This window comes from Moritella sp. F3, from assembly GCF_015082335.1.
GTDB lineage: Bacteria > Pseudomonadota > Gammaproteobacteria > Enterobacterales > Moritellaceae > Moritella.
Window position 1 is genome coordinate 410,405 of sequence record NZ_BLRL01000003.1, and the last position, 23,225, is coordinate 433,629.

At 40.0% G+C, this 23,225-nt stretch carries 19 protein-coding genes; 16 read left to right on the forward strand and 3 right to left on the reverse strand.

The window, feature by feature from the left end; all coding sequences use genetic code 11:
• The first annotated feature begins 22 nt into the window (after positions 1-22).
• The 8 genes from JFU56_RS08115 (at position 23) to JFU56_RS08150 (ending at position 10,871) form a co-directional block, all read left to right on the forward strand.
• Positions 23-757 carry a siderophore ferric iron reductase gene (locus tag JFU56_RS08115; RefSeq protein ID WP_198436774.1) on the forward strand — a complete coding sequence of 245 codons (735 nt, stop codon included), beginning with the start codon at positions 23-25 and terminating at the stop codon, positions 755-757.
• 7 nt (positions 758-764) lie between these two features.
• A complete protein-coding gene (locus JFU56_RS08120; RefSeq protein ID WP_198436775.1) occupies positions 765-1,532 on the forward strand; it encodes an ABC transporter ATP-binding protein in 768 nt (255 codons plus the stop codon).
• Positions 1,526-2,479 (forward strand): iron-siderophore ABC transporter substrate-binding protein, encoded by a 954-nt coding sequence (locus tag JFU56_RS08125; RefSeq protein ID WP_198436776.1) that lies wholly within the window; start codon positions 1,526-1,528, stop codon positions 2,477-2,479. The genes JFU56_RS08120 and JFU56_RS08125 overlap by 7 nt, the downstream gene beginning before the upstream one ends.
• Before the next feature lie 53 nt (positions 2,480-2,532).
• Positions 2,533-4,500, forward strand: coding sequence for a Fe(3+)-hydroxamate ABC transporter permease FhuB (gene fhuB / locus JFU56_RS08130; protein WP_242065917.1), 1,968 nt, complete (start codon positions 2,533-2,535; stop codon positions 4,498-4,500).
• A 289-nt stretch (positions 4,501-4,789) separates the two neighbouring features.
• Positions 4,790-5,317, forward strand: coding sequence for a type II secretion system protein (locus JFU56_RS08135; RefSeq protein ID WP_198436777.1), 528 nt, complete (start codon positions 4,790-4,792; stop codon positions 5,315-5,317).
• A 328-nt stretch (positions 5,318-5,645) separates the two neighbouring features.
• A complete protein-coding gene (locus JFU56_RS08140) occupies positions 5,646-6,680 on the forward strand; it encodes an efflux RND transporter periplasmic adaptor subunit (RefSeq protein WP_198436778.1) in 1,035 nt (344 codons plus the stop codon).
• A 1-nt stretch (position 6,681) separates the two neighbouring features.
• A complete protein-coding gene (locus JFU56_RS08145; RefSeq protein ID WP_198436779.1) occupies positions 6,682-7,797 on the forward strand; it encodes an efflux RND transporter periplasmic adaptor subunit in 1,116 nt (371 codons plus the stop codon).
• Entirely contained in the window at positions 7,797-10,871 is a 3,075-nt protein-coding gene (locus JFU56_RS08150) for an efflux RND transporter permease subunit (RefSeq protein ID WP_198436780.1), read from the forward strand. The genes JFU56_RS08145 and JFU56_RS08150 overlap by 1 nt, the downstream gene beginning before the upstream one ends.
• 91 nt (positions 10,872-10,962) lie before the next feature.
• Here JFU56_RS08150 and JFU56_RS08155 read toward each other — a convergent pair whose 3' ends face one another.
• On the reverse strand, positions 10,963-11,868 hold the full coding sequence (locus tag JFU56_RS08155; protein ID WP_198436781.1) for a LysR family transcriptional regulator: 906 nt from the start codon (positions 11,866-11,868) through the stop codon (positions 10,963-10,965).
• 178 nt (positions 11,869-12,046) lie between these two features.
• On the opposite strand from JFU56_RS08155, the gene JFU56_RS08160 reads away from it, so the two are divergent.
• Together JFU56_RS08160 and JFU56_RS08165 are read left to right on the forward strand one after the other, a co-directional pair.
• The gene (locus JFU56_RS08160; protein WP_198436782.1) at positions 12,047-12,472 is read left to right on the forward strand and encodes a VOC family protein; all 426 of its coding nucleotides are present in this window, start codon (positions 12,047-12,049) and stop codon (positions 12,470-12,472) included.
• A 101-nt stretch (positions 12,473-12,573) separates the two neighbouring features.
• Positions 12,574-13,113, forward strand: a complete 540-nt coding sequence (locus tag JFU56_RS08165; RefSeq protein ID WP_198436783.1) for an NADPH-dependent FMN reductase — start codon at positions 12,574-12,576, stop codon at positions 13,111-13,113.
• A 141-nt stretch (positions 13,114-13,254) separates the two neighbouring features.
• Here the strand turns inward: JFU56_RS08165 and JFU56_RS08170 are convergent, their stop codons facing one another.
• A complete protein-coding gene (locus JFU56_RS08170; protein ID WP_198436784.1) occupies positions 13,255-14,151 on the reverse strand; it encodes a LysR family transcriptional regulator in 897 nt (298 codons plus the stop codon).
• Between the two features lie 198 nt (positions 14,152-14,349).
• Between JFU56_RS08170 and JFU56_RS08175 the strand changes: the two genes are divergently transcribed.
• From JFU56_RS08175 to JFU56_RS08200, 6 genes are all read left to right on the forward strand, one after another.
• Positions 14,350-14,901 (forward strand): cytochrome b, encoded by a 552-nt coding sequence (locus JFU56_RS08175; RefSeq protein WP_198436785.1) that lies wholly within the window; start codon positions 14,350-14,352, stop codon positions 14,899-14,901.
• Positions 14,902-14,967: 66 nt separating this feature from the next.
• Positions 14,968-15,555 carry a YceI family protein gene (locus JFU56_RS08180; protein WP_198436786.1) on the forward strand — a complete coding sequence of 196 codons (588 nt, stop codon included), beginning with the start codon at positions 14,968-14,970 and terminating at the stop codon, positions 15,553-15,555.
• A 488-nt stretch (positions 15,556-16,043) separates the two neighbouring features.
• On the forward strand, positions 16,044-18,035 hold the full coding sequence (locus tag JFU56_RS08185) for a tetratricopeptide repeat-containing diguanylate cyclase (RefSeq protein WP_198436787.1): 1,992 nt from the start codon (positions 16,044-16,046) through the stop codon (positions 18,033-18,035).
• A 152-nt stretch (positions 18,036-18,187) separates the two neighbouring features.
• Entirely contained in the window at positions 18,188-20,173 is a 1,986-nt protein-coding gene (locus JFU56_RS08190) for a diguanylate cyclase (RefSeq protein ID WP_198436788.1), read from the forward strand.
• Positions 20,174-20,309: 136 nt separating this feature from the next.
• Positions 20,310-20,924, forward strand: coding sequence for a GDSL-type esterase/lipase family protein (locus JFU56_RS08195; protein WP_198436789.1), 615 nt, complete (start codon positions 20,310-20,312; stop codon positions 20,922-20,924).
• A gap of 209 nt (positions 20,925-21,133) precedes the next feature.
• Complete coding sequence (locus tag JFU56_RS08200) at positions 21,134-21,367, forward strand: TIGR02647 family protein (RefSeq protein WP_198436790.1); 234 nt, start codon at positions 21,134-21,136, stop codon at positions 21,365-21,367.
• A gap of 116 nt (positions 21,368-21,483) precedes the next feature.
• Here JFU56_RS08200 and JFU56_RS08205 read toward each other — a convergent pair whose 3' ends face one another.
• The gene (locus JFU56_RS08205; protein WP_198436791.1) at positions 21,484-23,022 is read right to left on the reverse strand and encodes a wax ester/triacylglycerol synthase family O-acyltransferase; all 1,539 of its coding nucleotides are present in this window, start codon (positions 23,020-23,022) and stop codon (positions 21,484-21,486) included.
• Positions 23,023-23,225: the final 203 nt, after the last annotated feature.

Below are 23,225 nucleotides of genomic sequence, written 5' to 3' on the forward strand. Positions count from 1 at the left end.
CATGTGAATGGAGCGAGATGTAATGCCTGAAGAACTCATGTCACTAGATCGTGATGCTGACATTCAGGCTGTGAATTATGCCAAATTTTTTCAAACTGCTTTATCTATCACCCCTTTATTGAAAGGGGTGTTGGAAAGCCCAGAAAAAGCACCGTTTAATCCACAGCTAAACAACCAAGTGGCAATGACGCAGTTGTATGATTATTGGAAAAACGCACATCCAGAGGCTGGTGCTGCATATTGGTTAACGCGAGGTTGGACGATGCTGATATGGCAACCATTATACCTCGCGTTCATCGGTGCTTATGGCATACAGGGTGTTCCTAAATTAAGTTTAGTCGCTCAATTTCAGGGCCGGGATGGCATAGTTGCAGGGTTTACTTTGACTAAAGACTGCTTATTTACTGGTGAGTTACAGGCGCTAATTAATTATGCAGGCAGTGAGTTAACATCACTCTTTACAGCTTTACGGGAGCAGTTTTCACAGCAATATCGTTTACGTCCTGGTTTTGTTGCGCATTTGTTGGCTGACAGCGTATTGATTAACCTTATTGCATTTCAGCAATTACGAACCGATTTAGATGTCTATCAACAAGCTAAGCTGTGGTTTTCAGCGCTCGAATTACCAGATAAACACTTAAGTGCGCTTTATAAAGAACCTGAGTCTAATTTATGGTCAGTTAAACGAATTAGCTGTTGCATGCATTACCGTCGTGACGATGGTGAATTGTGTGCCAATTGCCCAAAGAATAAATAGGATAAAAATGTTTGAATTGAAAAATGTTGTTGTTAACCGTGAAGGGCGCGACATCTTGTCGATCGATAACCTCTATATTGATAGTAATGAATTTACCGTGATCCTCGGACACAATGGTTCAGGTAAATCGACGCTTGCGCAAGTGTTGGCTGGTCAACTAAAGCCTGATAGTGGTCAGGTGAAGTTTTCAGCGCAAATGATGACGGAGTTATCGACAAGATTACTTGCGCAAAAAATAGCATTTTTACCTCAACGTTTACCTGAAGTGGCAGGGTTGACTGTTGAAGAGCTTGTGCGATTAGGTCGGTTTGCTTGGCGTGGTACATTTGGTCGTTACAACCAACAAGACTCAGATATTATCACTACGGCTATGCAACAAACCAACACTGCGCATTTCTGCAAGCACACTGCCGATAGTCTGTCTGGTGGTGAACGTCAAAGAGCATGGATTGCGATGTTATTGGCACAGCAATCCCAAGTGTTGATTTTAGATGAACCGACATCTGCACTTGATGTTAGTCATCAATATGATTTGTTGTCGTTGCTGAAATCGCTTAACAAAGAAACTAAACAGGGGGTAATAGTCATCTTACATGACATTAATCTAGCGCTAAGGTTTGCGACGCAAGTTGTTGCATTAGAGCAAGGCAAAGTGAGTTTTACTGGCGATCATAGCGTGCTATTAGATAGCCAGAACCTATCTGATTTATATGGCACTGAAATTACATTAATCGATCACCCTAGCCGAGACGAAAAGGTTGCTGTTGTATGTTAATAAGACAAAGAATAATTCAATGTATTAAAGTATTTATTACGACAGTATTGGTCGTAATCCCGTTATACTCACAGGCCGAAGTAACGGTAACTGATAGCCAAGGTAGTAAGACACTACCGCACTACGCACAACGAGTCGTGGTGCTTAATTGGGATCTGGCTGAGCAGATTTTAGAATTAGGAGTGGTCCCGGTTGGCATGCCTGATATTGCCGGTTATAGAGAATGGGTTGCTCAACCAGCTGTGCCTAATGAGGTGCAAGACATAGGTACGCGCGTTGAACCTAATTATGAAAAAATAGCCTCGTTAAAGCCTGATGTTATTATTATTGCATCTCCTCAGGCTGATTTACAAAGTCAGCTAGCGAAGATCGCGCCAGTATTGTTTTATCAAACATTCAGTGCCTCGCACGATAATGCGCAAGCTGCATTAGATAACTTCCGCTATTTAGCGGGCGTGGTGAATAAACAAGATGTTGCCGAACAAAAGCTTGTTGAGATGAAGAGTAAGATCCAAGCATTGAAGTCACGCTTACTACTTGCTTACGGGGGAGACCTGCCAGCAGTAACCACAATGCGCTTTGCAAGTACCACATCTGTATTCCTTTACGGTGGTAATTCAATGGCTGAGTATGCATTAAAGCAACTCGGTATAAAGCCTGCCTTAGATTTACCTGCGACTCAATGGGGAATAGTCCAAAAGCGTATTTCAGACCTTCATACGATCACCGATGGTACCGTATTGTACTTTGAACCATTCGAGCAAGAAGCGGCATTATCACGTTCTCGATTATGGACTTCGATGCCTTTCGTACGCGCCAGTCGTGTTAATAGCGTCGCGCCAAGCTGGAGCTATGGTGGTGCTATGTCGATTAAGTACACGGCAGAAGCTATAACTGAGAGTTTATTAGCGTTAGCACCTAAACAGGCTGATAACGTAAACCAGTAGTGCTTAGTTTGTTTAGTGTTTACTCATAAATAATTTGTTATACGGGAAGAGAGATGTTGAGGTATTTAATGACAGTGCTGGCACTTATGCTTGCGCTGTTTTTATCGTTACAGTTACAAACTGATATGACGATCACGAAACAATACGCATTAATGGCGGGCCTAGAACCGTTCGAATTTGTTGAGATTGACTTTGTTTATGCTGTACTACCAAGATTAGTTGTTGCTATGTTAGTAGGCGCAAGTTTGGGCTTGGTCGGCAGTTTGATGCAGCAATTGACACAAAACCCTCTGTTATCACCGCTCACATTTGGTACATCATCAGGTGCTTGGTTGGCGCTGGTATTAGCCGCTGTTTTTTTCCCTGATTTAGGCGTTGAAAGTAATACTATGTTTGCCTTGGTTGGCGCGTTATCAGCAATGGCATTAGTGTTATTTATCACCGGCATAAATAATCTTTCCGGCCTGCCTGTTATTCTGGCTGGTATGGCGGTGAACTTGTTACTTGGTGCATTCGCGACAGCCGTTATTTTACTTAATGATCAATATGCTAAAAACTTATTCATATGGGGCGCGGGTGATCTGGCTCAAAATGGTTGGGATTGGGTACAATGGCTAACCCCGAGAATGTGCGTTGGCTTCGTCATTTTAGCGGCTGCGCCAAGAGTGCTAACGTTAATGCGGATTGGTCAGCAAGGTGCAACAGCCCGTGGTTTGAGTATTATGCCGCAATTTTTGCTGTTATTACTTTTAGGTGTATGGTTAGTTTCATCGGCAATTACTGCCGTTGGCGTGATCGGTTTTGTTGGTTTATTAACGCCGAATATTGCGCGGTATTTAGGCGCGAGAACGGCTCGGGATGAACTTTGTTACAGCTTATTATTAGGCGCTTTATTCTTAGTATTAACTGATGCTTTAGCTGTTTGGTTAAGTCAATTTACGTTGGATTTTATACCGAGTGGCACGGCGGCTGCCGTTATTGGCGCGCCTGCATTAATCTGGTTTAGCCGCAGCGCAGTAAAGGCGCAAGATCAAATGGTATTTCGCTTACCTCAAGGTATTAATTATCTCAAAAAACGTGTAATAACGGTGATATTGGTTGGTCTTGTTAGTTCGATACTGCTTGCGAGCCTGTTTGTTATGCAAGAGAGTTGCTGGTCGTTTTCATGGCCTGATGCATTTTCTTGGTCTATTCGATGGCCGCGTATTTTAACATCGTTAGCTGCAGGTGCTGGGCTTGCTGTTGCTGGTACTATTTTACAACGCCTGATCCATAATCCCCTTGCTAGTCCTGATATTTTGGGAATATCTGCAGGCGCTATTTTTGCGTTGGTATTTGCTAGTATGTTTTGGGGTATCACCATTTTTGAAGCGGGCCCGTTAGTTGCTTTTTCTGGTGCTATGGGGGCGTTATTGATTATCCTGCTACTTGGTAAAAAACACGATTATTCACCACCTAAACTCATTCTTACAGGTATCGCGTTGACTGCTTTAATTGAAGCCTTTGTGCAATTTGCATTGGCGCGAGGCAATGACGATGTTTATGGCATTCTAGTTTGGTTGGCTGGCTCGACTTATAGGGTAAATGCCGAGCAGTCGGTTACGCTTGCAATCAGTGTGACGCTGTTATTATTGGTCGCATTTTCATTGTCACGCTGGCTAACGTTAATATCTGCGGGAAGAGATATGGCATTTTCACGTGGTTTGAATGGCTCTGTTGCCTTTGTACTATTGCTTTGTTTGGTAGCCTTGTTAGTCGCATTTGTGACTGCCAACATGGGGCCGGTTGCATTTATTGGCTTACTCGCACCACATATGGCAGCCATGTTAGGTGCCAAAAGTGTTAAACAGCAACTTATTGTGAGTGCCTTGATCGGCGGTTTTTTAGTACAGTTCTCTGATTGGCTCGGTCAAGTGGTATTGTATCCCGCTCAGTTAGCTGCTGGCATTTTAGTTTCTATTATCGGCGGTAGTTATTTTATTTTATTACTGATTAAAGGACGTGTAAGTAATTATAATTAAAATATTATTTATCATCATAGGGAGGTGGGATGATTTTAAGAAAAGTAACGGTAAATGACATCGATGGGATACATGAACAATTGGTATTAAAGATATGCCAATGGAATTGCGTATTGCTCGTTAATTGATGTGCTATGAAGAACCGTTAATTATATTACGCTTTTAGAGTATTGAATTATTTTATTAACAAGTTAAAGTATGTAACAAATTACAGATGCGCTAAGTAAGTGTCGGTAGCCTCTTAAAATTTATAATACATTTTTGATGAAGTTAGAATAAGTTGTTCTATATGAAAAATAATTACGGTTTTACATTAATTGAGTTCGTCATCGTCATCATTGTATTAGGCGTTTTGGCGGCGACTGCGATCCCTAAGTTTATTAATCTTCAGCACGATGCTAGCCGTGCCGTTGTTCAGAATATCAGTGGCACATTGAAAAGCGCGATGGATTTTGTCAATGCGAGAAAGGAAATTGATAATGCTGAAACAGAAGTCGATTATAACGGGAATAAAATCACACTCGTTAACGGTTTCCCTAAACCATCGGCCCCTGAAATGCGCCATTTACTGAATATGGATCTACCGAGTACGACATGGACGCCAAATTGGTTAACTGTACCTTGTGATGATTCAGAGTTTTGTATTCTTGGTAACCGAGCATATACCAACAAGCCGCAAATTGATGAGGTCACTTCTGGACATATCGTGTTCTTTTGGCCGAACGGCTATGTACTCGGCAGTTGTTTTGCTTATTATGCCAATTTGGAGATTGATGGCGTTTCACCTGTCATTGGTTTTGAAGATTCTGGTTGTTAACTCTCTGCTCATCAATAAATAAGGCAATGTAGGTTGCCGTCTATTTTATATGCTATTCGCTATCTATTTAACTCATTGTTCGTCATTTATTCCTCCTCCCTTTAAACGTCTCGCCATAATAGAACTATTGACTCTAATCATTGTCTGTCTTTGGAATGATTATTACTTTTAGATGGACTTTATTGCCTGCGATATAGCATATAAGAGATAAGTCATTGTAAATACTATTTTAAAGGCTATAGTTGAGTAAACGTCTATTCAGACAACTTGACTTGTTTATACATAAATATGAATCGGTAGATAAACAGCACATTATTAGGGTGATTATATGAAGGGAATTATAGCGACCACGGTTGTTGCTGGCCTGCTACTTTCTGGCTGCAGTGAAGAACAAGTCGTCATTCCGGAACCGGATTCTCGACCTGTTAAGTTACAAACGGTGGATGTTGGTATTAAAGACACCTTCAGAACATTCCCAGGTGTTGTTGAAGCGGGAGATAAAGCTGTTCTCGCATTTCGAGTTTCAGGTGTTTTATCGTCGATGGATGTGAACCCGGGTGAAAACGTGGTTAAAGGGCAAAAGCTGGCTAGCTTGAACCAAGACGAATTTTCACTGCAAGTTGAACAAGCCAAAGCTAATTATGAACTTGCTTCAGTGCAGTTTAAACGAGATGAAAAATTACGTAAAACCAATGTTGTTTCAGAGCTCGCATTTGATACCTCTAAAGCTAAGCGTAATCAAGCTCAGGCAACCTTAAGTAAGCAAGAGTCTAACTTAAGTTATGCAACCTTGGTGGCACCCTATGACGGTACTTTATCGTTATCATTGAAAGAAAATCATGAATATGTCATGGCAAAAGAAGCTGTAGTACATATTCAGCGCGCTGGTATCATCAACATTACCTTCCAATTACCAGAGCAATTACTTGCTCGATTTAATAATGATTACAGTCGCAGCCCAACCGTTATTTTCGATACTATCCCTGGTGAAGAGTTCCCTGCTGAATTTAAAGAAATTGATACTGAAGCAAATGCGACAAATTCCAGTTATAAAGTCACTCTGTTCATGAACCGCCCTGAAGGTAAAAATATCTTGCCTGGTATGGCTGGTGCTGTCCGTATCGCACTGCCAAAAGGGAGTGCAGGAGCGTTATCACCACAAGCATTGATGAAAAAAGGTGATACCTATTATGTATGGCAGATCGACGATCAAGGCATTGCTCATAAACGAGAAATCGAATTAGATGAAAATGGACGTGTGTCTAAAGGTCTGAATGATGGTGACAATGTTGCAATCTCTGGCGTTAACGAATTACGCGAAGGTCAGAAAGTAAGATCTTGGATCAAGGAACGAGGACTGTAACATGAATAAATTTCCCTCAATCGTGATGGCGCTTGGTGTGATAACCGCACTACAAGGCTGTGACAAGCCGATTATAGAGCCAAGACAAAAAGTACAGTTAGTAGAAGTGACGACAGTTCAGCTTGCTGAAGATTCGGCGAGGTTATCGTTTCCTGCCGTCGCCGTTGCTGCGGATAAGTCTAGTTTATCTTTTCGCTTACAAGGCGAGGTAACAAAGGTTACTGTTCGCCCTGGTGATCAAGTGGTGGCTGGGCAGCTTCTTGCGCAACTTGATCCGACTTATTACCGTTTAGAAGTGGATGATGCGAAAGCGGAGTATGCGATTGCAGACAGTCAATATCGTCGTTCGGCTAAACTTGTAGATCAAGGTTATATTGCACCATCGCAATTTGATGAACTCAAAGCACAACGTCGAATAGCTAAAGCTAGGTTAGACATTGCCAAACTGAACTTGAGCTTTACCGAACTTAAAGCGCCTTTCTCGGGTATTATTTCACATGTGCCGATTCAGCAATTTGAAAATGTACAAGTTGGCCAACAGGTGATGAATATTCACAGTTCAACGACAGTTGATATTCAATTACAAGCGCCAGACATTATATATTCAAAAAGCTCTGCGACTGAAATCGAAGATTCGAGACCGGGTGCTAAGATCATCACCGCTGATGGCCATGAATATGATGCTCACCTAAAAGAGTTCACCACAGAACCGGATCCTGACGTCGGTTCATTCGTGATCACGCTAACGATGCCGATGCCAGCAGACAGATTTATTCTTGATGGTATGGCAGTTGAAGTACGTGCTGATGCGCAGAAGTTAAAGATCTATAAGCAAGACGAACCTTTTATCCCATTTGAAGCGATTATTAATGAAGATGGTGATGATTTAAATTTAACTCAGAAGTTTGTTTGGATTGTAAATAGTGATAATACAGTGAGTAAACGCTTAGTTGTGACCGAGAAAGTGGTTAACAATGGTGTGCGTTTAAGCGCTGGTTTAGCTGTTGGTGAAAAGGTCGTGGTTGCCGGTGGTAATCGTTTACGTGAAGGTCAATCAGTGAAAATACTCGATAAATCGATGACTCATTCAACTAATAATACAGAGGCTGGACAATAATGAAACAAGATATCGCAGCCTATTTTATTAAAAATAAAGTGATCAGCTGGATGCTCACTCTTATCTTCTTAATTGGCGGTTCGATGGCCTTTTTCGGCCTAGGGCAATTAGAAGATCCTGAATTCACGATTAAAGATGCAATGGTTGTTACTTCTTATCCTGGTGCTACGCCATTACAAGTCGAAGAAGAGGTGACTTATCCGTTAGAGAAAGCCATACAGCAATTAACGTATGTTGATGAAGTTAATTCTATCTCTAGCCGTGGGCTCTCACAGATCACTGTGACGATGAAGAACAATTATGGCCCTGATGATTTACCCCAAATATGGGATGAATTACGTCGTAAAGTGAATGACATCAAACCTCATTTACCTCCAGGCGTCGCTGAACCCTCTGTGATTGATGACTTTGGTGATGTTTACGGTATTTTACTGGCGATAACGGGTGATGGTTATTCTTATAAAGAACTAAATGACTACGTTGATTACTTACGCCGAGAAATAGAACTTGTTGATGGCGTTGGTAAAGTGTCAGTGACAGGCGTACAGCAAGAACAAGTCTTTATTGAAATGTCGATGCAACGTTTAAGTAGTTTAGGTATTTCACCATCGACTATTTACAATACGTTAGCAACACAAAATCTCGTGTCAAGTGCTGGTGCAATGCGAGTGGGTTCTGAATATATCCGTATTCATCCAACTGGCGAATTTACTGATGTCGATGCACTGGGTGATTTGATCATTACCGAAACCGGTGCGCAAGGGCTTATTTACTTACGCGATGTAGCGACCATTAGCCGTGGTTTTAAAGAAGTACCTGATAATCTAGTTACCTTCAATGGTAAAGTCGCGCTGAATGTCGGTGTGTCGTTTATTTCCGGTGTGAATGTTGTTGAAATGGGTAAAGGCGTTTATGCGCGTTTAGCTGAGCTAAAAGAGCAACAACCCGTTGGTATTGATATCGATGCTGTTTACAGCCAACCTGATGAAGTTGATAAATCAGTGAAAGGCTTCCTGGTGAGTCTTGGCCAAGCGATTGGTATTGTTATCATTGTACTGCTGTTATTTATGGGCTTGCGTTCTGGTGTCTTAATTGGCCTGATTTTATTACTCACCGTATTGGGTACATTCGTATTCATGAACTTGATGTCGATTGATTTACAGCGTATTTCACTTGGTGGACTGGTGATTGCACTGGGTATGCTGGTGGATAATGCCATTGTTGTGGTCGAGGGTATCTTAATTGGGGTCCAGAAAGGTCGAACTCGCTTGCAGGCTGCAACTGATATTGTGACCCAAACTAAATGGCCTTTACTCGGTGCGACGGTTATTGCTGTTACCGCATTTGCGCCAATTGGCTTATCGCAAGATTCTACCGGTGAATATACAGGAACACTCTTTACCGTTTTACTTATCTCGTTAATGTTAAGTTGGTTTACTGCAATTTCAATTACGCCTTTCTTTGCTGACATGTTCTTTAAAGGCATGAAAGTTGACGCGGATAGCGCAGATGTAGACCCGTATAAAGGCATTGTATTTGTTACTTACAAACGCGTATTAGAAGCGTGCATGAAATATGCGTGGACAACTGTGTTTGCTTTAATTTTGATGTTAGTGGCTAGCTTGTATGGTTTCACTCAATTAAAACAATCATTCTTTCCGTCATCAACAACGCCTATGTTTATGGTTGATGTTTGGTTACCGGAAGGTACTGATATTCGAGCAACCAGCGAAAAACTGCGTGAACTTGAAGTCATGGTTAGCGCGAATGAAAAAGTAGATCATGTCTCTTCAAGTACAGGTAAAGGCTCTCAGCGCTTTATGCTGACTTATTCGCCAGAAAAAAGTTACGCGTCTTACGGTGAGTTAATTATTCGTGTTGACAGTTACGATGACGTCATGCCGATGATGGCTGAAGTGAGTGAGAAACTTGACGCTCTACATCCTGATATTGAATACAAACTCAAGCGTATCGCCTTAGGGCCTTCTTCGGGTGCTAAAATTGAAGCGCGTTTGGTTGGTTCTGATCCGACGGTATTACGTGGTTTAGCACAGCAAACTGTCGATATTATGCGTGCAGATCCTGGCGCATTTAATGTGCGTCACGATTGGCGTGAACGTACCAAAGTGATTGAACCTGTCTTCAATGAAAGTCAGGCGCGTCGTTATGGTATCACTAAATCTGATGTTGATGATTTACTGCAAATGGCATTCAGTGGTTTAACGGTAGGTATTTATCGTGATGGTACGAGTTTATTACCTATTGTAGCTCGCTTACCTGAAAATGAGCGTGTGGATATCAGTACGATTGAGGGCATGAAGATTTGGAGTCCCGTGCTGAAAGGTTATGTGCCGTTACAGCAAGTGATATTAGCGGTTAACGTGCGTTGGGAAGACCCCATTGTTGTGCGTAAAAACCGTAAACGTATGCTGACCATATTTGCTGACCCAGATCCATTAGGTGAAGAAACAGCTGCTACCTTACAAAAACGTATTCAGCCGTTAGTAGAAGCAATTGATTTCCCACCGGGCTATTCGCTTGAATGGGGTGGTGAATATGAATCATCTGCTGATGCACAAGCGTCGTTATTCCAGACGATGCCAATGGGTTATCTGTTTATGTTCTTAATTACCATTTTCTTGTTTAACAACGTGAAAAATGCAGTGATTGTTTGGGCGACAGTACCACTGGCCATTATTGGTGTGACAATGGGGCTACTCGCCCTTAATACGCCCTTTGGTTTCATGGCGTTACTCGGTTTCTTAAGTCTGTCAGGGATGCTGGTTAAAAATGGTATCGTATTACTTGATCAGATTGAGATTGAGATCCACAGTGGTAAAGAAAGATATGAAGCGGTTGTTGATGCTGCAGTGAGCCGTGTTCGTCCGGTTTGTATGGCGGCGATCACAACGGTATTAGGCATGGTGCCGTTACTACCTGATGTATTCTTTAAGCCAATGGCGGTGACCATTATGTTTGGTTTAGGGTTTGCGACTGTACTGACTTTACTCGTGGTACCTGTACTTTATCGCATGTTACATCGCTTAAAAATACCTGAGGTAGTAGGCAAGTAATACTGGCTATCTTTGTTTAATAATAAAAACAAGCGCCTATATGGCGCTTGTTTTTTATATGGCACTTTATATGAATTTTTATATCGTTATTCTAGTTTTGTTTTAATTCTGCAGTGACAAAATCAATAAAATGCCTTACTTTTGAAGAGACGTATTTACGACTAGGGTAAATCAAGTAGACATTGATTTCCTGATGTTGATAATCATGAAACAATTCGACTAATTTTCCCGTTTCTATTTCGTCACCAAGATTGAAGCGTGGCATTCTGGTAATGCCATGACCAGCAAGGCATAAAGACAGCTCCATTTCAGAGCTGTTGGTGAGTACTCTGCTTTCTACTTGGATCTGATGTTGTTGGCCAGAGTTATGTTTTAAAGACCAAGTATTAGGTTGTTTCAAGTTGCTGTAACTAATGATTTTATGTTGCGCAAGGTCCGCTAGCACTTGCGGCGTGCCATGTTGTTGCAGGTAACCCGGTGATGCTATTGTGACACCTTGAGAGCTGAATATTCTCTTGCTGATGAATGTTGAGTCGTCTAGCTGCGCAGAGCCTCGAATGAGTACATCAAAGCCCTCTGTGACCATGTCGACCTTGCGGTTATCTAAATCTAACTCGAGGTTAACTTGAGGGTAGAGGTTTAGAAAGCGTGAGAATATGGTCTGCATTCGCGAGTTACCAAAGCTGGTGGGGCAGCTGATACGTAACGTGCCTTTTGGCTCTAGTTGACGACCGTTTAGGGTATCCTCTGCTTGCTCTGCATCACTTATTATCTGCTGGCATTGTAGAAAGTAGATCTCACCTTCGGGCGTTAGGCGTAGTGAGCGAGTCGTTCTGTGCATGAGGCGCACGCCAAGTCTCGATTCTAGTTTGTTAATTTCTTTACTAATATAGGAAGTAGAGTGGCCACTACTTTGAGCGGCTAGGGTAAAGCTGCCGGTATTGACGATTTCCACAAATATAACCATGCCGTTAAGTAATTGCGCGTTATAAGCCAAATTAAATCCTTTTCTATTAGTATGTGAATAACGCCCATCTTAGCCAATTAAGAGTCATATGGAAATAATCATTTCCCATTCATGCTATTAATCTTTTGTTATGGTTACTCTATTATTAACTCATCAAGTTTATACAGCGATACGGTTTATTAACGACATAAGCAGTTAGGAGAATGTGATGTTAGGACTTACACGAGTTAATCATATTGGTTTACGCGTGGGTGACTTTGAAACCTCACGAGATTTTTATGCAAAACTTGGTTTCCAGTATGTTACAGGGCCGAGTGGACCAGAGCCTGTTGCTATTGTTGAGCATCCAAGCGGTATTAACATTAATTTTATTTTAAATGCGGTGAAACCTGCGCAAGGTGACATGGCTACCAATATATTAATGGATATCGCAACAAAACATACTGGTTACACCCATGTTGCGCTTGAAGTTGAAGATGCTGAATTAACAATACGTCAGCTTGGCGAGTTAGGTATTGCGTTGAGTGCAGAACCAATGACACACCCGACAGGTACATCTTTATTTATTCGTGATCCAGATAACAATGTCGTTGAATTTATCGAATATAAAGGTCTTAAAAATCTCCAAGATTAATCACGATCTACCATGATAGTGAACTGTATTAGCTTTAAACGTCGCACAGAATCGCAAACGTATAAATTGAATTTACAAATCGAATTTTAAAAGGAATCAATATGAAAGTTTTAGCATTAGCAGCAAGTAATAGTCGCCAATCAATTAACAAGCAACTTGTGAGTTACGCAAGTGAAGTATTAACGTCAAAGGTAATCAACAATGCTGAAGTTGAAGTGATAGATATTAATGACTTTGAAATGGCGTTGTATAGTATTGATCGTGAAACTGAAAGCGGTATTCCACAGCAAGCACAAGCATTTTACGACAAAATAGGAAGTGTTGATGCCATTATCATTTCGTATGCAGAACATAATGGTTCGTATACCGCGGCATTTAAAAACCTATTTGATTGGACTTCGCGTATTGATCCTAAGGTCTATCAAGGTAAAAAAATGCTCATGTTAGCTACTTCACCAGGTCCAGGTGGTGCAGGGAGTGTATTAGCGGCAGCAACAGGTTCTGCACCTTATTTTGCTGGTGAAGTAAAAGCCTCACTTTCAGTGGGTAGTTTTTACGATAATTTTGATATGGAAACAGGTCAATTACGTAACGAAGAAATACAGAAACAGCTCGAAGATGCGCTTGCTACATTGAAATAATCTGTTTGGCCCTGTTCCAAAATCTGTGTGATCAACTGATATTACACTGAACTTTATATCCAAACGCTTGCTTATGACATTAATAAGCAAGCATTTTTTATTCGTGAGAAACTATGTTTCTGGCTAGACTTCTTCTACCTTCTATCTCGTTTCTAAAGCAGTTAAGTTTTCTAAGCGTTTAAGTAAGAACTCATAAAAACACTTCACGCGGGCACTGTGCTTTGAATCTTTATGATACACAAACCACATCGCTTCTTCTGATTCAGGTGAATTTAAAGTCACTTGTACCAATGACGGGTATCGCTTGGCCTGGTGTTCTCCGATAGGTCCAATACCCATACCTTCTATAACGGCTTGGCTTACATCTGGGAAGTGGCTGCTCTGAAATACAATTCTATCTTTATCAATATTATCGACGATATGACGCACAAAAGGGATCCTATACTTGTCTGGGGTAGGCAAGATCCAGTAGTGATCATTGAGTGTGCTATCTGTTGTCGGTTGGCCAAATTCTTTAATGTACTCAGCGGAGGCGTAATAATTCGTTTTGAAGCGGGTTAATTGCTTGACGATTAAATCAGTGCCATTTGGCTTTGGACCTACGCGTAACGAGACGTGCGCAGCGCCGGATTCTAATGGCACTATATCATCAGTCGACAATAGCATAATGCGTATTGCTGGATAGATGTCCCTGAAAGCCTTTAATGCAGGTGCTAGCTGTGAAGAATAAGAACTGATCGTGGAAATACGCAACTCACCGCTAATATTACTTTCTACATTCTGTAGCTGATGTTCTAGTTTACTAAAGCGGGTAATTAGACTCGGTAGCTCCGCAAGCAAGATCGCCCCTGCATCTGTTAGCTTGTAACCACGCTGGTGTCGGAAAAATAATTTAACCTCCAAGGCTGTTTCGAGCTGATTAATACGTCGTAGTACTGTCGCATGGTTGATATTTAGTGATTTACCTGCTTGGCTTAAACTACCGTCAATGGCAACTTGATACGCTATTTTATAATCATCCCAAGAAATATTTTTCATATCAAAACTCTTTTAAGTCGTTTTAAATTGATGGAGGTTTAGATGAAACAATCGCTTATGTGAGTTATTGCGAATGAGGTTATCTAAATTAATGTAAAAGTTCTGTGCATTTATGCACAATAGTTTCTCATTAATCACTATTTTTTAATAGTCACAATCACCGTATTATTAATTAACTGATGTAGGGGACATATTCGAATGTTAAGAAATACGAAAACGGCTTATGGCTGGGTAGCCATTTTATTGCACTGGCTTATGGCGCTAACCATTTTTGGCATGTTTGGCCTAGGCTTATACATGGTAGAGCTGACCTATTATGACGCTTGGTACAAAGGATCTCTCGATTTGCATAAAAGCATCGGTATTCTGTTACTTGGTCTGTTATTTATTCGCACACTGTGGCGCTGTATCAATATCAATCCAGATAGCGCAGATGAATATGCGAGCAAATTTGAATTGAAAAGTGCCCATTTAGTACACATAGGTTTATACCTACTGATGTTTACATTAATGATTTCAGGGTATTTAATTTCAACTGCTGATGGTCGTGGCATCAATGTGTTTGAGATATTTACTGTACCGGCGATCCCATTCGCTGTTGATAATCAAGAAGACATCGCAGGTCAAATTCATGAAATTTTGGCATGGGCGTTAATTGTCTTAGCTGGTATTCATGCACTAGCTGCAATTAAGCACCATTTTATTAATAAGAATAATACGTTAGTACGTATGTTTAAAGTCAAAAAATAGCAACCGACTGTCACTTTACACATTGTAAAACAGCAAACAAATATAAAAACAATTAAGGATAATCAGATGAAAAAACAAATTTTAGCCGCTGCAATCGCAGCAAGTTCACTACTTGCAGTAGTGGCGCCAAACGTAGCACAGGCTGCTGATTATAAAGTTGATGTTGCAGGTGCACATGCTTCTGTTCAGTTTAAAATTAAGCATTTAGGTTACAGCTGGTTATTGGGACGCTTTAATAATTTTGATGGCGGTTTTTCTTATGATGCTAAGTTACCAAATGAATCTAAAATCAATATGGTGATAAATACTGGGAGCTTAGATTCAAACCATGCAGAGCGTGATAAACATTTAAGAAGTGATGACTTTTTAGATGTTAAAAAATTCCCAAAAGCACGGTTTAAGAGTCAAAGTATTAAGTTCAGTGATGATGACAATGCGATTGTGACGGGCGCATTTACGCTTAAAGGCATTACAAAAACGATCACATTCCCTATTACTAAAGTGGGCGAAGGTTCAGATCCTTGGGGTGGTTATCGCGTTGGTTTTACTGGTGAGACGAGCCTTAAATTAACTGATTATGGTATAATGACAAATCTTGGTCCTGCGTCAACCACTGTTGATATGACGTTTAATCTTGAAGGTGTTCGTCAGTAACGCTATCTATAAATATAGTTGAGTATAAATATAGCCAGTAAGGGATTAATGGAACAGGTATTACTGAGTCCAACTTTACTGGCTTATTGTTGAATAAATAGTCACTTATAGTTTCTGATTAGCTTATGCACTGTTTTTTTGGATGTTATTTACAATTAATTTTAGTTTATTTCAAATTTTATTTACGAACATATCTTATTTCCCACAATAAATATCACGTTAGTGTTAGATAGCACCCCATTCGATCATAATACCCACCATGTTATCAATTTTAGCTTTACCTCTCATTTAGATATTCTCTAACGTTATAATTATTTTTATAAGTCATTTTTTATAATAAAAAATAATGGAATAATGTTATTTTCTTAATGGATATATACTTTTATTTATCAATAGCTAGAAACACTTAGCTCACAAAGTCCAGACAGGTAGTCATCATATTATTAATTTAATAATATAGCGGGTCTTGGTATTCTTAGGCGCTGGTAATGAAAGTAATTAAACCCGTTAGTATTGTTTTAGTTGTTGGCGTTAGCCTACTATTATTTATACTGCGCCCATTTGGTTCCATTGATAAAGATTTACCTATTGAAATCGGTACTGAAACAGAAACCATTTTCTCTCCTGATGCCGCGCTTGCTGAATTACCTTATGGAAATTCAGTGCTTGCCGCCCGTGATATATCCCGCTTTGATGGCGAAGAAGCACTACTTAGAATCGATCTGCTAGATCAACGCGGTACATTTCAAGATCATCCTTTATACCAAGCTTATTATTTTATGATCATGAATAACATCATGCTGCGTTTAGGCCGGATTGATGATGCCGTTATCTATGCTAATCAATTGCTTGATTACGCAAAACAAAACAATATGCCATGGGTAGAAGCGAGTGCCTTATCTGAATTGGCGATTGAACGCACCAAGCGTGGTGAGTTGGATATTGCCTTGGCCTACTTAAATGAGTCTGTGCGTATCAGTAAAGAGATTAATTACCAAGGCTTACTTATTAAATCCTACAATACCCTTGGGGTGATCAGTAATATTTCGGGCGATTATGCGAAAGCACAAACTTACCTTCACAATGGCTTAAAGCTAGTCGATAGTAATCCTGAGCACCTGTATTATAGTAAGATTATCGCGAATTTGGCGCTTATTTATATTTATTTAGAAGAGTGGAACAAGGCGCTTGAATATATTGAAAAATCGAAGCTGATATATAAAAATGGTAAATGGCTAGAGCCATCAATCATGACTATATTGCTGTCTAACGAGTCTCATGTTTATTTCCGTTTAGGCGATGCTGTTCAGGCTCGTCGAGCTTATGCTGAAGCACATAAAACACTTGTTAAAGACTCTAGCGTTCGGCTACAAGCTATCGTATCAAATGAGCTGTCTAATGTTCTTTACTTAGAACATCGGTATGACAATGCTATTGCGGAGTCGAACAGTTGCCTTGATTTAGCTGGTATTGAAGCACTGCCGCTGCAACGTGGCCTGTGTTATACCAGTAAAGCCCGCAGTGAAATGAAATTGGATAATTATTTTACTGCACTTGATAACCTTAATGATGCGATTGAAGAAAATCTAAAAATCTCAAATACTGTATATCTATCTGTTAATCATAAATTATTATCTGAAGTCCACGAGGAGCTTGGTAATGATATTGAAGCGCTGGCGTTTTTTAAGCTTTACTACCTCGAGAATAAGAAGGCATTGTTTGACCAGCGTCAAAGCGAGGTGTATATGCTTGCAGAGTCCTTCAATGCGGAAACATCACGTAATGCATTGGCATTATTAAAAACCCAAAATGATTTAAAAGACCTTGAATTAGAAAGGCAGAAATTGGGGGTTCGTGTTGTTTTTGGAATGATATTTTGTGTCTTATTTAGCCTAGGTTATGTGATTCGAAAAAATGCGACAATAGCGAAGAAAAATGAACTATTGTTGTGTTCAAATACCGACTTAGTTGAGTTATCAACACGAGATGCATTGACTGGTTTGTATAATCGCCGTCATTTTGATCGTTATATACAGAGTTTAAAAAAAGATAGTTCTTTTTATCGAGATTCACACTTCACTTTGGCAATAATGGATTTAGACCATTTCAAAATTATTAATGATACCTACGGTCATGATGTTGGTGACGAAGTGCTTGTTGAAGTCGCAAAACGCTTTCTTAAGCATTTGCCATCGTCGGATTTAATTGTTCGTTGGGGCGGGGAAGAGTTTGTTTGTCTGATTGAGCATCAAGATAATATTCCGAGTTTAGATCAACTCGAAAAGGTGTGGTCGGTAATTAAAGAGATACCTTTCGCGACGAGTGCGGGTGATATCGAGATTACCTTGTCTATTGGCGCAGCCACTGATATTTCGGTCGCACAGCTTATTACCAGACACGTTAAATTGATTAAACGAGCAGATGATCAGTTGTATAAAGCTAAGCTGAGAGGTCGTAATCAAATTGTTATGGTGGATTAAGCCCATATTATAAGCCAATAGCTACTGTAAATAGTCATATCGGTAATCCACTAAGATTGAGCTTGTATTTTTATGTTTTTTTATTTCATTTTGGTTGGCAGAGTATTATTTATTCAATAGAATGAAAGGCCTTGTATTACTTGGCATAGATAATGAAGATCATTAAATCTGTTAGTCTTATTTTATTCGTTGGTATTACCCTGCTTCTATTTATGCTACGTCCGTTTGGTCTACTTGATCGTGATGCGCCAATTGAAATAAATACCAAGGTGGTTTTTTCCCCTGATGATTTACTCGCCGATTTACCCTATGGCCATGATTTACTGACGGCACTCGACTTTTCTCGTTTTGATAGCGAGCAAGCATTATTGAAAATAGACCTTCTTGAGAAAAAGGGCGTGTTTAAAGATAGCCCTTTGTACCAAGCTTATTATTTTATGACTATGAATAACGTCATGTTACGTTTAGGTCGTATTGATGATGCGTCTACTTATGCGACCCAATTACTTCTCCTCGCTGAACAAGAAAATTTGCAATGGGTAAAAGCGAGCGCCTTATCTGAATTGGCAATAGAGCGAACCAAACGTGGTGATCTCGATACCGCGCTCGATTATTTAAATGAATCAGTAAAGATTGCAAAAGAGATTAATTACGAAAAAATCTTAATCAAATCTTATAATTCATTGGGAGTGATTAGTATTCTTTCGAGCGAGTATGGCAAAGCGCAGGACTATTTCCATAAAGGCTTAAAGCTAGTCGAGACAAACTCAAAGCATTTATATCATAGTAAAATCATCGGTAACTTAGCGGTTATTTACATTTACTTAGAAGAGTGGAACAAGGCCATTGCGTATATTGATCAGTCAAAGGAAATATATCGCCAAGATAAACGTCTAGAACCTGCGATTATGACGGTCTTGTTAACGAATGAATCTAATGTCTATTACCGTTTAGGTGATGCCGTAAAAGCGCGTCAGGCTTATGTTGAGGCCAATAAAACACTAGAAAAAGATTCAAGTGCAAGGTTGCAGGCCATCGTGTTGAACAGTTTATCGAATGTGCTCTATTTAGAACAACAATATGAGTCTGCAATAGCGGAGTCCGAGCGTTGCCTTTATTTAGATGGAATACAAAATTTACCGTTGCAACGCGGCCTTTGTTATAAAAGTAAAGCACACAGCAATATGGCATTGGGTAACTATGGTGCAGCCATTGAAGATCTAAATGCCTCGGTTAAAGAGAATAGCAAAATAGCCCACACTGCTTATATTACGAGTAACCATAAGTTGTTATCCGAAGCATATGAAGCATTAGGCGATAATAGTGAAGCATTGAAGTATTTTAAGCTGTATTACTTAGGGGACAAGGAAGTGCTGTTTGATCAGCGTCAAAGTGAACTATATCTGCTTGAAGAATCGTTTAATGCAGAAGCATCTCGTAATGCACTTACGTTGTTAAAAACCAAGAATGAAATACAAGATCTTGAGTTAGAGCGGCAAACGCTTGTGACTCGGGTTATTTTGGGGGTGACATTTTGTGTCTTGCTAGCCCTTGGCTATGTACTTAAAAAGAACCTCGACATTAAGAGTAAAAACCAATTATTGCAATATTCAAATAGCAACTTAGTCGAGCTATCAACACGGGATGCGTTAACAGGGTTGTATAATCGCCGTTATTTTGATCAGTACATACAGCGTTTAAAGCAAGGTCATTCCAGTACTCGAGATTCAAGTTTTACCATCGCAATTATGGATCTCGATCATTTCAAAGCGGTAAACGATAATTATGGTCATGATGTTGGCGATCTCGTTTTAATTGAAGTTGCCAAACGTTTTCTTTTGAATTTAGCGTCATCAGATTTAATCATTCGTTGGGGTGGGGAAGAGTTTATCTGTGTTATTGAAGAGCAAGGCAATATAGCAAGTTTACATAAATTAGAAAAAGTGTGGTCGGCAATAAAAGACGAACCTGTATCGACACCAGCAGGTGACATTAACATCACATTATCCATCGGTGTTGTCACTGATATTTCGGCTGCAGACTTGATGGCTAGCCATACTAAGCTACTTAAACGCGCAGACGAACGATTATACAAAGCCAAGCACACTGGGCGTAATCAAATTATCGCCATCGATTAAAGTCCAACGTATATAGTTTACTATGTGTTGGTTTTTGTATGTCGTTTTCTATATGGTTTTCGGTGTGGTTTTCTAAATAGTTTTGTAGTACTTTGCTTGCACTGGTAATTACATAATATTTTCGGAGCTAGGGTACATGGCGAGCATAATTTGTTTTGGTGATAGTATTACACGCGGTGAAAGTGACGCTGTCTATGGTGGCTGGGCAGACCGTATTAAAACTCGTCTAATTAAACAGTTTTTGGAAACAGATCAAGACAGAGTGAGTGTATTTAATATGGGCATTAGCGGCGAAACCACCGATGGCCTAATGCAACGTTTTCAGCCTGAATGTGTTACTCGACTAAGTGATAATAACAATACCGTATTATTTGGCTATGGTGCCAACGACCTTGCCTGTCAAGAGGGTAAGCATCTTGTCGTTATCGGGTCTTACATTAATAATTTAAGCCATTGCATTGAGTTTGCGCTTGAAAAAGGAGCTGCAGTGGTATTAATTAATATAACGCCAATCGCTGCTCACCTAGATGGTATCCCCAATGTAAACAAGCGTATTCGTAATGACGCCACGATCCGTCATTATAACCAAGCCTTATTAGACTTGTCTGTGAAGTACGATGTGGCGCTAATTGATGTTTACACACCATTTAACGTTGATAAAGAAGCGTATTTAACGGCAGATGGTTTACACCCAAATAGTGCCGGCCATGAGTTACTGTATGACGTAATAAGTGCATCATTATTAGCATAAGCCTGTTATTACAGCGTTGCTAAGCATTAAATGAACAATAATTGTTGTGTAATGTAGGTAATCGCATGAATTCTGACCTAAACTAACTTCAAGTGTTCGTTTTATTGAGGTTTTTTTTGATCTATCCCTATTTACTCTATTATTACTTTTGCAATCTTCTTTGAAGGCTCTATGATGAAACTTCTCCTATTTAAGAAAAGCGAGCAATTATGAATAACTATTCTGATACACTGTTTGAAGAAATGAAATTACTGGCTAAATTCCCAACAAAATCTCACTTAGAAGGCATTAAGGTTCATAATGAAGCCGGCCCTTCAACCGTTAGTGCTGCAAAATCTCTTTTTGATAAAGGTCTTATTACACGAGACGATGGCGGTTATTTAACTGATAGCGGTATTGAAATTGCAGACCACTTACATCGCGTTTTAGCACCATTAAGCTAAAATAAATAAGGCGATTAGCTCAAGCAGTTAGTCGCTGTAATATAGTGACTAACTGCAATCTGCTTACTTCTTGATTTATCCCACTTAACTCTTATCTAGCTTCTGACTTTACTGAGCTAAGCTGTTTCACATAATCGTGAGTCTTCATGGTCAACGTTCGATCGATCTCTGTTTTTCGTCGTTATTTTAGTCATATTAGCAATGACATCAATGCTTTCCTGTTTTATATTCTGGCTGCTTTGTGATGATAACAACTGAATATGATCCGCTACACTTTCGATTGCACAATCTAATACTTCATTTTCAAGTGCAGAGAAAGCGTCATCAATGTAATCTGCTAGCTCGGTTAAATCAGGTAATGCAGAACGACAAGCGACAAGACCCACATGAATTGAACCGTTGTAGCTGTACAAGGTAATGTTTAAAGACATGCCCGGTGGTAATACTGATATTGGGTAGCACTTGTCCATTTTTGCGCCCATCATGTATAAGGCTTTACTTGGCCCTGGCACGTTAGAGATTAATACATTGCCCATTGGTGGCAAGATGGTATCTAGGTTAAGTAATTCACTGGCAGCGGCTAAACCTTGGCTTGCTAATGTATAACTGGTTAGCGCTTCCTTCGTTAATAGCTTCGTTTCACTTTTTAGTTTTTGACATGACTCTTTAACCGTCATTAACCGTGCTAGTGGACGCTCACCTGCGTAGGCTAATTCAACTAAACTAATAGCAACTTGGTTGTTTGATTCCGTGTCTGATGCCTCACGTAAACTCATAGGCATTTGCGCTACAAGTGGTTTTTTAAGCACGACGTTACGTGTTTCTAGGTAATTATGGATCGCCATATCACAAACTGTGACGACCACATCGTTAATCGTTGCACCAGTAACACGGCCTAATGTTTTCACTCGGGCTAGTGGCAGTGATGTCATTGCTGCTCGGCGTGCGCGCTTTGGGCTGACTGAAAACGGTGTTTTTGGTGCCATAAATGGGGTCGGCATATCGGCTTTATACATGTTCGTTGCTTGGAACAGCAATTTGGTTGTTAACTTAGTTAATGATGGAATGGACTTAACGTGACCAGAGACCAGTTTCGTTGTATCAGTGAGTAGTGTTAATGCGCTTTTCGCTACGCGTTCTTTTTGCGGGCGATCAACAGACCAAAATGCTGTCATTGGTGATTCGGCATTTTTGCTGAGATAAGCCATTAATAATTGATTGGCTTTTGCGCCATCTGTAAATGCATGGTGCACTTTAACGTAGATGGCAAATTTGTTGTCAGCTAGACCATCAATCAGGATCATTTCCCATAACGGGCGGTTACGATCAAGTAAGGTTTCATGTTGGTGTTCAACAAAGCTCAGCAATTGATTGTCATTACCTGGCTGTGGCAGCATGGCAAAACGTACATGGTATGACAAATCAATATTGTCATCTTTTTGCCAGAAGTATTGACCTGTTATTTGTTTCTTGAGTTTTTGGTTGAATGGTTTTTTAACATCCTGCTGTGACATTAAATTATCAAATAGGTCTCGACTAAAGTTACCTTGATAGTTTTCTGGTGTTGAGAATATTTGTAATCCTGCGACATGTTTTGGGCTTGTTACTGTTTCTGTGTATAAAAAACCCATATCAACTAACGTGAGTGCTTCCATAGCCATTTCCTATTTTTAATGAGATTGATAGTTTGCGCCCGATTGAGTCGTACCGCACATACCATCACATTTGATGTTATGACTTACTGTCACGGATGTTAAAGTTATGTACATAATACACTTGTACTCCCAAAGTAATATATCATTTTGACATTAATTTACCTAAACGACATATTTACGTGACTTGGTGGCATGATTTTAAG